General features: G+C 60.6%; 9 protein-coding genes and 1 tRNA gene. 3 read left to right on the top strand and 7 right to left on the bottom strand.

The window, feature by feature from the left end; genetic code table 11:
* Positions 1-107: 107 nt before the first annotated feature.
* The 3 genes from radC (at position 108) to RCAS_RS00220 (ending at position 4,148) form a co-directional block, all read left to right on the top strand.
* Complete coding sequence (radC, locus tag RCAS_RS00230; RefSeq protein ID WP_011997581.1) at positions 108-809, top strand: RadC family protein; 702 nt, start codon at positions 108-110, stop codon at positions 807-809.
* Between the two features lie 96 nt (positions 810-905).
* The gene (locus tag RCAS_RS00225) at positions 906-2,816 is read left to right on the top strand and encodes a VanW family protein (RefSeq protein WP_011997580.1); all 1,911 of its coding nucleotides are present in this window, start codon (positions 906-908) and stop codon (positions 2,814-2,816) included.
* A 66-nt stretch (positions 2,817-2,882) separates the two neighbouring features.
* On the top strand, positions 2,883-4,148 hold the full coding sequence (locus tag RCAS_RS00220) for a glycoside hydrolase 5 family protein (RefSeq protein ID WP_011997579.1): 1,266 nt from the start codon (positions 2,883-2,885) through the stop codon (positions 4,146-4,148).
* Between the two features lie 6 nt (positions 4,149-4,154).
* Here the strand turns inward: RCAS_RS00220 and ndk are convergent, their stop codons facing one another.
* The 7 genes from ndk to RCAS_RS00180 all read right to left on the bottom strand — a co-directional run bounded on the left by ndk (position 4,155) and on the right by RCAS_RS00180 (position 14,522).
* A complete protein-coding gene (gene ndk / locus RCAS_RS00215; protein WP_011997578.1) occupies positions 4,155-4,604 on the bottom strand; it encodes a nucleoside-diphosphate kinase in 450 nt (149 codons plus the stop codon).
* 145 nt (positions 4,605-4,749) lie between these two features.
* A complete protein-coding gene (locus tag RCAS_RS00210; RefSeq protein WP_011955543.1) occupies positions 4,750-5,109 on the bottom strand; it encodes a roadblock/LC7 domain-containing protein in 360 nt (119 codons plus the stop codon).
* A gap of 43 nt (positions 5,110-5,152) precedes the next feature.
* On the bottom strand, positions 5,153-9,481 hold the full coding sequence (locus tag RCAS_RS00205) for a tetratricopeptide repeat protein (RefSeq protein WP_232280108.1): 4,329 nt from the start codon (positions 9,479-9,481) through the stop codon (positions 5,153-5,155).
* Between the two features lie 231 nt (positions 9,482-9,712).
* Positions 9,713-9,789 (bottom strand) — tRNA-Pro (locus tag RCAS_RS00200).
* Complete coding sequence (locus tag RCAS_RS23565; protein WP_011997576.1) at positions 9,767-11,668, bottom strand: DUF5939 domain-containing protein; 1,902 nt, start codon at positions 11,666-11,668, stop codon at positions 9,767-9,769. The genes RCAS_RS00200 and RCAS_RS23565 overlap by 23 nt, the downstream gene beginning before the upstream one ends.
* 121 nt (positions 11,669-11,789) lie before the next feature.
* Entirely contained in the window at positions 11,790-12,443 is a 654-nt protein-coding gene (locus RCAS_RS00185; RefSeq protein ID WP_011997575.1) for a deoxynucleoside kinase, read from the bottom strand.
* A gap of 15 nt (positions 12,444-12,458) precedes the next feature.
* Positions 12,459-14,522: a glycosyltransferase family 39 protein gene (locus tag RCAS_RS00180; protein ID WP_011997574.1), complete on the bottom strand. Its 2,064-nt coding sequence runs from the start codon at positions 14,520-14,522 to the stop codon at positions 12,459-12,461.
* Positions 14,523-14,526 lie beyond the last annotated feature (4 nt).

The following is a 14,526-nucleotide window of genomic DNA, read 5'->3' as shown; positions in this document are numbered from 1 at the left end:
TGACGTATCGCTCACGACGATGGATCGGTAGCACCTGTGATCGTCCACCTGCGGAAGAGGGGTGCACTCGTGACACCTTCCCGCAGACTTAGAGACAGGAGCATGCCATGACCGACTATCACATTCGTATCCGGGAACTTCCCGCAACCGACAAGCCACGCGAACGATTGCGCGCCAGCGGCGCCGCCGCTCTTGCCGATGCCGAACTGCTCGCCATCCTGTTACGGGTCGGGGTTGAAGGAGTGAACGCTATCCAGCTGGCACAGCAGTTGCTCGTCGAATTCGGTGGATGGAGCGGGTTGCAGCGCGCTGGCTTCGAGGAACTGGCGCAGCGCCGCGGTATGGGTGAGGCAAAGACTGCACAACTCAAGGCGGCGCTGGAAATCGGGCGGCGCCTGTTGCTGGCGAGTGGCGAGGAACGGTTTCAGATCCGCTCGCCAACCGACGCGGCGCAACTCATGCAGATCGAAATGAGCCATCTCGACCAGGAACAATTGCGCGCGATCTGCCTCGATACGAAGAATCGCGTCCAGAAAATCCAGACAGTGTATGTCGGCAGTCTGAACGCATCGATGGTCCGCATCGGCGAGGTGTTCAAGGAAGCCATTCGTCTCAATTCGGCATCGATCATTGTGGTACACAATCACCCCAGCGGCGACCCGACCCCTTCGCCGGAGGATATTGTCGTCACCCGGCAGATGATTGAAGCCGGACGGTTGCTCGATATCGACGTTCTCGATCATCTGGTGATCGGCAACGGGCGTTTTGTCAGCATGCGCGAACGCGGGCTGGCGTTCATCAAGCCTTGACAGCCGCATGCAGACGTGATACGCTTTACACGTTGCTGTGCTTAATCGTATTGTGAAGAAAAAATCGGCGTCTGTTGCGTCGCCTGAGTTCCCGTCATGTCGGAGAAGTACTACCAGGAATATGGTCCTATCCGGCGGCGCAAAGGCGAAGGACGTCTGCTGATCGATGAGCCTCCGCCCGAATTGCCGCCCGAACCGCCGACGCCCAAACCACCGCGTCGCACTCCGCCAGTGCGCCCCCGTCGCGCGCCGGTCATTGGTGTTTTGCTCGTAATCTTGGCGCTTGGCGTGGCGCTCTATTTCGCGCAACCTTTCATCACCGACGTGATTGCCGCCGATCGTGCTATGCCCGGCGTCAGTATTCGTGGCGTTCCTGTCGGTGGCATGTCGCGCGAGGACATTCAGAATCTGCTGATGTCGCAGCACGAAGCATTCTTGCAGACTCCACTGACGCTGGTGTTCGAGGGGCGTGAATGGCAACCATCACTCGATGATCTCGGCGTTCAGTTCGATGGGGAGCAGACTGCATCGCTTGCGCTCGGCATCGGGCGCACCGGCAGCCCATTGCATCGGATCGAGGAACTCTGGGCGCTCCAGCAGGAGGGCGGCGTCGATATTGCGCCGCGTCTTCGGGTGGATGCCTCGCGGTTGCAACGCTATCTGACCAATCTCGCTGGCGAGATCGAACAACCGCCGCGTGATGCGGCGCTCAGTATCGCTGCTGGCAAAGTGCTGCCCGCCTCTGCGCGCGCCGGACGCCAACTGCTGGTGGATGCCACAGCGCTCGACATCCTGCGCGCGTTGCAGTCGCTCGAGCCGCGCACTGTGCCGTTGCGCACTCGCATCCTCGAACCAACGCTGGCGGATGACGATATTGCCGCAGCCGTTGCAGATGCTGAACTGCTGCTGAGTCGACCGCTCGAACTCCGGCAGGGCGAACGGCGCTGGACGTGGGATCAGGAACGCATCGCCGAGATGTTGACCATCAGTATCATCGATGGTCGCATGTTTGTTGATCTCGACCAGGCACGCCTGGAGCGCGCCGTTGCCCGGCTGGCGCAGTTTGTCGACTCGCCGAGCGCAGAACCGCGCGTTGCGTTCCGCAATGGGCGCTTGCACATTGTCGAGCCGGGGCGCGACGGGCTGCGCCTCGAACAACCAGAAGCCGCCGAAGCGATCCGCCGTGCCCTGCGCACGCAGGAGCACATCGTCGAACTGCCGGTCGAAGTCGTTCGCCCACAGATCACGGCGGAAACACTGCCATCTCTGGGTATTGTCGAGTTGGTGGCGGAAGGCAAATCGAGTTTTGCCGGTTCGGCTGAGTACCGTATTACCAACATCAAAGCCGGTGCTGACCGCATGAATGGTGTGCTCATCCCCCCCGGCGCCGAGTTTTCCTTCAACACCCAGCTTGGCGCAGTTGACGCCGAACACGGTTTTGTCCAGGGATATGCGGTGATCGGCAATCGCACCCAGCTCGAGTGGGGCGGTGGCGTCTGCCAGGTTTCGACCACTGTGTTCCGCGCGGCGTTCTGGGCAGGTCTGCCGATTACCGAACGGCACGCGCATCCGTTCTATATTTCCTGGTATGATGCGTTCAGTTTTCCCGATCAGGCGGCGCCTGGCATGGACGCCACGATTTACACCGGTGTGCAGGACCTCAAGTTCGTCAATGACACCGGTCACTGGCTGCTGATGGAAACAATCGCCGATACGAATGCGCAGGTTTTGAGTGTCCGGCTCTATGGGACACGGCCAGACCGGCGTGTGGCGGTGGTTGGACCGGAGATCGCCAATATCGTGGCGCCGCCAGCGCAGGCGGTCTATGTGAACGATCCGAGTCTGCCGGTCGGAACCGTTCGCCAGACCGACCGGGCGCGACGTGGGATGGATATCAAGGTATACCGGGTGATCACTGAGGGGGGGGTGCAGCGGACGCCGGAATTGTTCTTTACTCGCTTTAAAGCGTGGCCCGATGTGTTTGTGCGTGGAACCAGAAGCCCATAAGATGGGTGGAATGGTCACAATGTCTGGTAGTGCATTCGACGCGATCTTTGATGCACAGAATCTGCCATGACGACGAATGACACCTTTTCGTTAGGCGTGACCTACTGGCCGCGTCGAGCGGGTCCGTTGCTCTGGCAGCGCTACGACCGCGGCGCGGTGCGTGAAGAACTGGCGCACATCGCTGCCATCGGCTTCGATACGGTGCGCTTCTGCGTGCTGTGGGAAGATTTCCAGCCTGGTCCTGAGCGGATCAATGGTCGCGCGATGCGGCGCCTGGAGCACGCACTCGATACGGCGCACGCCGTTGGATTGCGGGTTGTTCTGGCGCTCTTTCCGGTGGCTCTGCTTGGTCAGTTGCAGGTCCCATCGTGGGCGAACGGTCCAGACATTGCCGGCGCGTTGCGGCGCGCCCGGCGCGGCCAACCGCTGATGCTCGTGCGTCCGCCGGGAGTAATCTCCGTCCTGACCGGCGGACGGTATCGCCCGGTGCAGTGCGGTGATTTGTTCAGCGATCCGACGATGATCGAGGCGCAACGTTATCTGGTGCGTGAAACCGGTGGCTACTTCGGCGACCATCCGGCGGTTCTGGCGTGGCAACTCGGCGAAGGGTTCGAGCGTGTTCATCGCCCGGAGTCGGAACAGGCAGTATCGCAGTGGTTTGCCCTTCTAACGGATGAACTGAAAATCGTGGCGCCGCGCGCCGTCTGTCTGGGTGTCGTCTCCCCCACAGGGTTGAAACGCCGCTCCGGTCCGCGCCCGGAGCATGTGGCGAAGCACTGTGCGCTCACAGGTGTGACCGTTGATCTGGCGGAAACGCCGGTGGACCATCAGGCGCGACACACGAACCCCGCCGCCTATCTGCATAGACTGACTGCCGGTCTGGCTGAACGACGGGTTGTTGTGCTTGGCGTCGGGATGCCGACGATTACGCACGGTGAAACTGCCGGATGGTTCGAGGACGATCTCTACGGACGAACGGCGCCGGTGTACCGGAGTACGCCCGGAGAACAAGCAGAGTTCATCCACACGGTTCTGGAACGTCTCTACGATGACGGCGCCGCTGGCGCGTGGCTGGCAACCTATGCCGATTTTCTTGAAGAACTATGGCAGGCGCCGCCGCTCGATCGCACCCGCTGCTATCGGACCATGGGACTGATTGATGCACTGGGACGGGAGAAAGCGTCGGTCGAAGCCGTGCGCGAGTTCGCTCGCCGCGTCCGCAGTGCATCGACTCTGCCTGCACAACCGCCTGCGGTTGATGCCGAGCGCTACTGGAGCGACCCGGAGCGCACATTCCGCGAGTGGTGGCGCGAGTTCAACAGCAGCGGATAAGGCGGACTACTCATAGATCCACTGGTCAGTGCTGCGGCGCATATCGACCAGTTCCTCGGCGCGGAAGAACAGGTTCACCTCCATCTCGCCATTTTCCGGCGAGTCTGAAGCATGGATGAGGTTCCTTCCGATCTCCAGCGCAAAATCACCACGAATCGTGCCCGGCGCCGCTTTGCCCGGGTTGGTGGCGCCGACCATCGAGCGCACCATTTCGATGACATTCGCGCCGGTCACGACCAGGACAACTACCGGACCCGAGGTGATATAGGCGATCAAACTGTCGAAAAACGGCTTCCCCTCGTGAATGGCATAATGTCGGCGCGCCAGCGCTTCATCGATCTGCATTAACTTCAAGCCGACAATCCGCAAGCCGCGCTGTTCAATCCGTGTCAGGATCGGTCCGATCAGTCCACGCTGCACGGCATCGGGTTTCAGAATGATCAGCGAACGCTCCATGCCTCTGTCTCTCCTTCATACATAGCAGGACACAAACATCGCGCCCTGAGCGTGGCACTCACGGGCGCGAAACTAGCAGTCGAGCGACTCCGCCCGGGCGATGCGCCGTCTGGTGAACCCGCCTCACATCGGGCGATTGGCTCGATTAGATTGGAACAGCTTCACTGATGCGCTTGGATGCCCGGCGCATTTCCATCTTGACCAGACCAAGATTGACCATGCGCTGCGTGATAACAACCAGGATCAACTCCCGCGCTTCGAGCATGAGAATGGAACCCTGCTCCGCATCGATGATCGAATCGATCAGCGCGCCGACGCCGATCCGCCTGGTTGCTTTGTCAATTTCGCCAAATACGGCAGCCGACATGGCTCCCAGAATCTCGGCATCTTCCTCATCCATCAGCGTACTGGCAACGACCAGACCATCCTTTCCGACGAGTAAACTCCCGATGACCCCTTCCACCCGGATGAGGTCTTCAACGATCCGGCGCATATTGACAGTCATTGCTCTTTACCATTCACAGAAGCGCAACTTACGTCACGCAGCCTTATGCCTGTCCAGGTATCCAGCTGTACTCGCGCATCGCGTCGCGGAAGCGCCCCTGACGCGAGTAAGCGTCGCCAAGGGTGCGATGCAGTTTACGCAGCAGATTCGCATCGCTGGTCTCTGCAATCATATCGGTGAGATCGTCGACGATTTCATCGAGGAGCACATTCTGCTTGATGAGGCGGCGATAGTGCTGCATAGCGATTTCCGACATTCCCGCCTGACCGCCAAAGCGCGCAATCGAGAGCCGCAAGAGGTGATTGTCCGGGTTGGTTTCGAGCATGTTCAGGTACTCTTGCAGTTCTGGATAATCGCTCAGACTGGAGATTTCCGCAGACGACGGCGCTGGCGGCGGAGCAGGCGGTTTTGCCGCAGCAATCGCCGGCGGTTGCTCAATATGTTTGGGCGGCGCCGGTGCTGGCGCCGGCTCGATACGTTTGGGTGGCGCTGGCGGTTGCGCTTCTTCCATATCCGGCGCCGACGATTCGGGTGACGCTGCCGCTTCTGCATCGGCAACGACCGGTTCGAGATCGAACCATGCAGTGGTTTCCGCTTCGATTGAAGCGGCGGGTGGAGGTGGCGCTTCGAGAGATGCTGCCGTCTCGTTTAACAGAGCGATCTCGTCTTCCGACAATCCCAGTTCTTCCAGCGAGAAGGGGGTGAGCGACGGCTCCTCGGCAGCAGCGGGTGGCGCCTCTTCTCCGCTACTGGCAGCAGCGATTATGGCAATTTCATCGTCTGCTGCACCGGCTTCTTCCAATGAGAAGGGGGGGAGTGGCGTTTCTTCCGCTGGCGTTGACGGCGTTTCCTCCCCACGGCTGGCGGCAGCGGCGGCAAGCATGGCGATTTCGTCATCCGACAACCCGAGTTCCTCGAGTGAGAAGGGGCGCATCAGATCTTCTTCCTCTGCCGCATTCGCGGCAGGCGTGGCGCCTTCTGGCATCAATGGCGCTTCCTCATCCGCATACTCTGCATCGAGGTCGATCACCTCGTCGCCATCGCGTATCTCGATCCGCGCGGCGTGGAGCATTCGCCCGATCTCGTCGATCCGCGCCGCTTCCGCTTCGGGGTCCTTCACCGCAGCAATGATGTCGGCGATATCGACATAACCGCGCTCATGACCGATCTGAATCAACCGATCGACAACCTCATCCCCGCTGCTGACTTCAGGCGCAGATTCAATTGGCGCGAATGCAGTGGCAGACGGCTCACTCACAGGTGCAGGCTCCGGAGCCCACGCAAGATCGCCGCCTGTTCCCAGGGCTGCCAGTTCTTCCTCGGTAATGCCCAGGCGTCCTTCGTCGTGCGCTCCTTCCTCATCCTCGAGGCTCGACAGATCGAATTCTGCCAGTTCCTCTTCCGAAAGACCCAGATCGTCAAGCGAGAACGGCTGCAACTCTTCGATGCCGAGGGCTTCTTCGACCACAGGCTCTGCCGTTGTCTCAGGCGCCGGAGAAACGCCGGCGCCTGTCGAGAGTTCGGCAGATGGTTCCGGTTTGGGCGGCGCCTCAAACATCTCGATGTCCGACGGCTCCTCGAGAGTCTCTGGTTCGAAAGAAACCGACGGTTGGGCAAATCCTTCCAGATCGCCAAGACCCAGGGCGGCGATTTCTTCTTCGCTCAAACCCAGGTCGGTGAATGAAAATGGTTGAATCTGACCACTCGACAACGCGGCTTCGATGCTTTCCACTTCCTCGAGTGGTGGCGGCGCCTGTTCCCGATCGGGAGGGGTGACGGGCGGCTCGACCGGCGACGCTGCTACGGCAGGAGGTTCTTCCTGCGCCGCTGCGCCGATTTCCGCCGGGGTCTCTGGTATTTCCTCCTGCGCTCCCGGCATATCAGGCGTGGTGCTCAAGCCAAGCGCAGCAATCTCTTCTTCGGTCAGACCAAGATCGACGAATGAGAATGGCTGAATGACCCCGCTGGCAATGGCGGACTCGATGCTTTCTGTTTCTTCGAGTGAAATCGCCTGTGTCTGTCCGCTATCGCCGGGCGGTGTCGAGATGTGCGCCGTATCAGTCGGTCGTTCCGCATGAGCCGGAGGGACCAAAGATTGCCATTGCGCTTCGATGTGCGGCGCCACAGTGGAGGAGAGGGCGCCAGATTCAAGCGACTCATCGTCGCGCAGGGGTACATCGTCCAATGAGAACAATCCCAGGTGTTCATCCGGGGCGATGGGCGGCGCAGGCGGCTCCTCCGCGCGCGGCAGCGGCGCACTTTCGCGCTGCTTTTGCAGTTTCGAGAAAATAGTGCCTGTGTCTGGCGTCGAAGCCGCCAATGTCGATTGGAAGAACGATGGCTCCGTGCGCTGGGATGGTTGTTGCCAGCTAAAACCGCGCGGCAGGAAGGTATCTTCTTCTTCGATTGGGGTTTCGGCTGCTTCTTCCGGCGTAAGACCGGCCATTCGCGGGCGTTGCGGCGCAGGTGGTTCTTCGAGCGAGAAGGGTTGGAGTGATGGCGGCAACTCGCCAAGGTCTGCCGGACCGCTCATGCTGCCGATTTCCAGTTCTTCGATCGAGAACGGTTGCAGGTCGGGCGGCACATCGCCAGCACCAGATCCAGTATCGCGCCCCGCTGCCGGGATGCGTCCACTCCCTTCAAAATCGATATCGTCGAGCGAGAAGGGTTGGGTGTCAAAATCGAAATCGTCGAGTTGTGATGGTTCGGGCGTGGTGATGATTGTCTCACCGCTCAGACTGGCAATCTCGTCGGGCGACAGTCCCAATTCTTCGAGGGAGAAGGGCTGCATCGCGGCGAGGTCGGGCGGCGGCTCGTCGGTTGCGGCGCTCGCCGAGGCGCTGTCGAGGGCGGCGATTTCGTCGGGCGACAGGCCCAATTCTTCGAGGGAGAAAGGCTGCATTGCGGCGAGGTCGGGCGGCGGCTCGTCGGTTGCGGCGCTCGCCGATGCGCTGTCGAGGGCGGCAATTTCGTCCGGCGACAGGCCCAATTCTTCGAGGGAGAAGGGCTGCATCGCGGCGAGGTCGGGCGGCGGCTCGTCGGCTGCGGCGCTCGCCGAGGCGCTGTCGAGGGCGGCGATTTCGTCGGGCGACAGGCCCAATTCTTCGAGGGAGAAGGGCTGCATCGCGGCGAGGTCGGGCGGCGGCTGGTCGGCTGCGGCGCTCGCCGAGGCGCTGTCGAGGGCGGCAATCTCGTCGGGCGACAGTCCCAATTCGTCGAGGGAGAAGGGCTGCATCGCGGCGAGGTCGGGCGGTTCTTCGGATACAACCGGCTTCACCGGCATCGAACGCTCAGATTCCGAGGACTCCGACGGTGCTTCTTCCGGCGCACCGAGACCGGCAAGTTCAGCCTCGCTCAACCCCAATTCCTCAAGCGTAAATGGTCGTGTATCCGAACTGATTCCAACCTCGGCTTCCTCGGTCGGATGCGACACGATCGGGGGCGCAGCATCGATCGCCAGCAGACTGGCGAGAAAGTCATCGCTATCAGCATAAGCCGGTAGCGGTGCGGGCGGCGACGGTGGCGCAACAACGGCGGTTGGCGTCGTCGCCTCCATCGAACGGGTTGCGGCGAGTTGCTCAGCAGGCGCCGTCACCTGCCGATGGAACCATTCCGCCTCATCCCACTCTGGAAGCGTCGGTTCCTCTATCGTGACAGGCGGGAGCGACTCGAACAAGACGCGGGCCATGCCCTGATACGGATCGATAGCGGCAGCCGCCTTCCAGAACTGTTCGCCAGACGGGTTTCCAGCCGCCAATTCAATATACCCAAGAATCAGATTCGCCTTCAACACATGGGGATGTTTTGCAAGAATGTCACGGCACACATCTGCCGCTTCTTCTTCCTGCTCATCGCGCCAAAGGACTTCTGCCAGCGCTACGCGCGAATCGAGACGGTCGGGCTGATCCGCCACAACCTGACGAAACTCAGAGATGGCCTGTGGCAGCATGTGCCCTTTTGCGTACAATCGCGCCAGTCCGGCGCGACTGAGACGCAAGTGCGCATATTCACTCCCCCAGGCATCGGTGTAGAGCCGCAGCAACTGACTCCGCAGTTCCGGCAAGTCGGGCTTGATTTCAAGGGCGCGCTCGAAGGCCGAAATGGCGCGCTCAAGCTGTCCAAGTCGTTCGCAGGTCATCCCGAGGCCCACAAGCGCCGGGATATGCTCTGGATCGAACTGAAGCGCGTGCTCGAAATGCATACACGCTTCTTCATACTGACGATTGGCCAGATGCGCTTCTCCAAGCATCTGATGCGCTTCCAGGCAGTGGGGGTAGGTCTCGAGGATATGGTGCGCCATGCCAATGGCGCGATCGAGGTCATTGGTTTCGAGCCATTGCCGGACCTGGTCGAAAGCCGTCTGCAGGCTCATTCGTGCCATTACGATCCTCCCGATGTCCGAACTGCGGCGACGGCAGTGTCGTGTAATCTTTTACGCCCTGGAAAGAAACTGTGCGTGTCAGGGCGCAGCAGCACCCTCTCATGCGTAAAACTAGAGGCATTATAGCGCAAGCGTCAAGGGGATGCAAGGGGAAGCGCGCCTCAACTGCAAACGACGCAACGACCTGCAACAGCAGTTACAGGTCGTTGTTGTCCCATGGCATGGTCGGGGCGACTGGATTTGAACCAGCGACCTCCTGAACCCCATTCAGGTGCGCTACCAGGCTGCGCCACGCCCCGCGACGCTCTGTATTGTAGACCCGCCTGGCGGTTCTGTCAATGGCGCATCCAGCCAATCCATCGAAGGCATCACCCAGACGCGCGTGAGTTTGAATTGCCTGGATAGACCGCGCAATTCGCGCTCAAAAGGCTCTAGCCGCACATTTTCCCGTTCCAGGAACGAGCGCACCGGCGGATCGTCGGTCAGAGCATCGGTCAGCACGATATCGCCGCCAATGCTCTCGTTCTGCACGCGGGCTGCAATGTTCACGGTCGAACCAAAGTAGTCGAGCAGGTTATTGGCATTGACCGCAATGCAGGGACCGCTGTGCAACCCCAATTTGACCCGCAATGCAGGGTTGCCGCGCGCCATTTCGCCAAGAGTGAATTCGCGCTGAATTTCTAACGCCGCTGCGACAGCGGCTTCGGTCGAGGAAAAGACCGCCATGACCGCATCACCGATAGTCTTGACGAGCGATCCATTGTGCGCACCAATAATCGCGCTCATCAGGGCAAAATGGTCACGTACCCGCGCATAGGCAGGTGAGTCGCCAATCTGGTCATAGAGTGCCGTCGAACCTTTCAGGTCACTGAACAGAAACGTCAGGCTCCGAACGGCGATGCCAACCCCCGGTGAGAGCGCCTCTGACGAAAACAATTGACGAAATTCCGTGAGCGACGTCACCAGCGCTGCACTGGTCGCCTGGGCGCTCCATTCGCTGCGCTCGATGACGATCAGCGCAGGGGCATCGGTGACATTGTCGATGATGATGGTTATGTTTCCCGCCTCGATGATTGGAGGGTCAATCCTGGCAGATTCGCTGCGAAAAACGATGTGCGCTGTCCGAGAAGCGGCGGAACTCACCGCTTCGAACGCTACGCGCCCCGTCATCTGGCGGCTGCGCAGTCGGTAGCGACCAGGCGTGAGACGCAGCCGCACTTCACGCTGGCTCTGCGCCGGCAGTGCCATCTGTGCCACAATGTGAGGCGTATTGGCGGGTCCGCCGATGCAATACGGAACATCGACCGCATCGCGGATGTCCGGATTGACACTGAAACGCACCTCGATCGACTCATCGAAGTTGGTGTCGTAGCGCACGTCGCACGAAGGACAGTAAGCGTCGTGTTCGAGATCGCTGAGTGAACCGGCGCGCCGGCTCGGTCCGCGGCAGCTGGGGCACAGCACATCCCATTCGAGATCGAGCATACCGGTGCGGGTGGCATACAGACACATGCGCAGCACCTCCATCCGCGGCTCGCCCCACATATCAGCCAGAGCGAAGGCGCGCATCTTGAGCACCTGCGGATCATCAGCGCCGATGAGATGATCGGTCAATCGGTCGATCAGCGTCTCGCGGATGCCGAAGGCGCGCAGACGCTCGGCGGCGACGCGGAGCCGCTGGTGATTGATGCGCGGTTGACGAACCGGCGGCAGGGTGACACGCTCCGACATGGCTGCCCGTTGTCCCAGTTCGCGGTACGCCTGACGCAGTTGGCGCAGCATTCGCTGCCCGACGAGCAGGCGTCCGCCGATGCTGCCGAACAGGTTGCGCGGCGCCATGTGAACTTCGACATCGACTTTGGTGCGTTCATTCGGCAAGGGCGAAAAACGGGTCGTTGTCTGCAATCGTTTGATGGGGATCGGCGGAGCAAATTCACGCTCGACAGAAAACTGTTGCTCGAATATCCATTCAAAAGGATGCTCGCGCCAACTGACCGGGACTCCCAGAAAATGACCGTAAATAATCTGAACGAGATCACGATCCGGCTGGGTGCGCTCGAATGCGGGCAGTCCGACCATGCGATTGATCCGATCCGTATCGGAAAGAATGGGCCAGAGGCGATGAACCGGCGCATCAAGAACGATGCTGGAATGAAGATGGATGGTGTACGGTTCCATAATGCGCTGCCTTACTGAAATGCGCCATCATTACCGTCTGCGCAGAGACACAGACGCTGGCGACATCATTATACCGGCAGCGCGAACCGGTTCAGGATGAGAGAACGATTACAATCTGCGCTTATGGAACGAAACGTTCCTGCACCATACCGCGCAACCCCAGCGTCTGCGCAATCAACTCGACCACCTCGCGCCGCGCGGCGGCATCGTGCGCAAAATCGAGATCATCGGTTTCGATGCGCAACACCGGGCACAACTCAAAGCGTCGCAGCCATTCGTCGTAGCGCCGGTTCAGATGTTCCAGGTACGCAGGTGGAATGGCGCGTTCCGCAGGACGATCGCGTTCGTTGATGCGCCGGATGAGCGTCGGCACGCTGGCGTAGAGATGGATCAGGAGCGTTGGCGGCGCAATGCTCTGCACCAGCGCCAGGAACAACTGCCGGTAGGTGCGAAAGTCGCGGTGGCTGAGGATGCGCTGCTCCAGCAGCCCTTTCACGAACACTTCGTAGTCCTCGTAGATACTCCGATCCTGGCACACTGAAATCGGCGTATCGGCGATTTCGAGATGCTGCTGATAGCGTTGCGTCAGAAACCAGATCTGCGAATGAAAGCCCCAGCGCTCACGATCACGGTAGTAGTCGTCCAGATACGGATGGTCGGCAACCAATTCGTAGTACGGCTGCCAGTTGAATTCTTCCGCCAGAATACCGACCAGCGTGCTTTTGCCGACGCCGATATTGCCGGCGACGGTGACATAATAACGTCCGTTTCTCACAGGCGCTCTCCTGTATCAGGGGGGTGTATAGGCAATGAAGAGGACAACCGGCTCCCATTCTCCCTGAAAACGTTCGACCGTGCCGCCGGGGAAGCGTTGCTGCACGATTGTCAGTTCTGCTTCGCGCTCCGGCAGGAAGATGAAGAGCGGGCGTCGTCCGTCGGGAGGCGGCATGATCTGCGCCGGGTCGGTCACCGGATCGAGCACATCTATGCCCTTGATACCGGCGGCGAGGAAGCGGATGGTTCCATTTCCAAAGAAAATGCGTGGTGGCGTGAACATATACACATACACCGGCGCCGGTTGCGCATTCGCGTAGTGTGCCAGTTTGGTGACGATTTCGGTGTTCGTCCAGCCATACGCGCGGCGCGGGATGTAGTCGCGGAAGTAGAAGTTCAGATTCCATCCCGCCAGCAGCGCAACCAGCACGACTATTATGAATGCGCGCCGGTGATCAGTCCAGCGAAACGCCCGATCCGCCAGGTTTGCGATGTGCTGAAGTGCAAGCATCACCAGCAGGCAGAGCGCCGGAGCGGTCGTGACATACCGTGGACTTTCAGGAGTGTTCACCAGCAGCATTCCACCCAGAATCGCCGCGCCCGTCAACCATACAATCGGGAGGACCCACTCGGAGCGACGCCAGTTGACCAGCGCAAGCGCCACACCCGGCACCAACAGGACCGCGGAGACCGAGTCGAGCAGTGCGATGTTCGGATCGTACCAGGCGCTGCGATCCGGCACAAACGTGTACGCGCCAAAACTCTGGCGCGCCTGGTCGATGATGATCTGTGTCAGCGGGACTCCTTCCGCCAGTTTCTGTTCCAGCCACCCGCTCTGCACCACGCCAACCATCGCCAGGCGGGCCGTAAACGCGGATGGGTCCGCGATGAAATGAGCGATCAGGGGTCCAAACCCCAGCAGAAACCCGGCGACCATCAAGGGCAGGCGCGGCGCCAGCCAGCGGAAGCGGCGCCGGTCGGCGATAGCCAGGTGCGCCACGAGAACGGCGATCACTACCGGTGTCAACCGCGAGCCCATGTAGAAATGCTGCGCAACGCCACAAATGACCCCCGTCCATCCCAGAGCAAAGGACGACGATCGGCGCACGGCGGCAAAGAATGCTGCGAATGCGGACAATGCCAGGAAAGGATCGACGATATTGTTGACTCCCAATCGGCTGAAATGAATGTGGAAATGAAATACGGCGAGGAGGGTGGCCGCGCCGGCGGCCACGCCGCGCCCGAAGAGCGGGCGCACAAACAGGTAGAAGAGCGGAACGGTCGCCGTGCCGATCAGCGCCGACAGAGCGCGCAGCCCGAAGACATTATTGCCCAGGGTGCTCAGTGAGAGCGCCTGAAGGAAGAACCAGAGCGTCGGATGCGACAGCCATCCGGTGACGAACGGGTTGGTGATGCGCCCTTCCAGCACTCCGCGCGCCTCCATACCCATCTCGCCCTCGTCGCCGCCGAAGTTTTGCGGGATGGCGTCGATGAAGGTTAAGCGCAGCGCGAGCGCCAGCAGGGTGAGAGCGGCGATTGCCAGCATCTCGCGCCGATCCCATGGTTCTTCCTGCGCGTGGCTATCAGTCGGATGTTCCAGGTATCGCGTTCCAATCAGAAAGAAGCCCATGCTCGCCAGCCACGCGATCAGTGCTGGCATGGGGCGCAGCGCTGGCGTCGCCGTGCACCAGAAGGCAATACTGCTGCTCACAAGCGCCAGGAAAAACAACAGGTAAAATGGAGGAAGACGATCCAGCAGCACAACGAACCGGGGTGCAACGCCGGGGTCCTCTGCCATCGTCCGTTGAGGCATCCACGCCTCCAGCGCAACGAACGCCACACCGGCAAGTGTCAGCAGCGCGATTCCCGCCAGCAGATTCGGCGGCGTGATCGTCAGCAACGTCTGACCGATCCAGGCGAGAGCCAGGGTTGCGAGGAGCAACACCATCAGGTTGGCGCCGGCATACGAACGCGGGCGCGAATCGCTGATTGCAGCGATAGGTTCCGTGGATGGCGAACCGTTTGCTGCGGTGACGTCCTCGTCTTCGACGATGGGCGGTGTCGGTGCGGCGCTTTTCATGAAC

This window comes from Roseiflexus castenholzii DSM 13941 (genome assembly GCF_000017805.1).
Classification (GTDB): Bacteria; Chloroflexota; Chloroflexia; order Chloroflexales; family Roseiflexaceae; genus Roseiflexus; species Roseiflexus castenholzii.
Note: the sequence above shows the minus strand (reverse complement) of the source record. Positions and strands in the feature narration are given on the sequence as shown.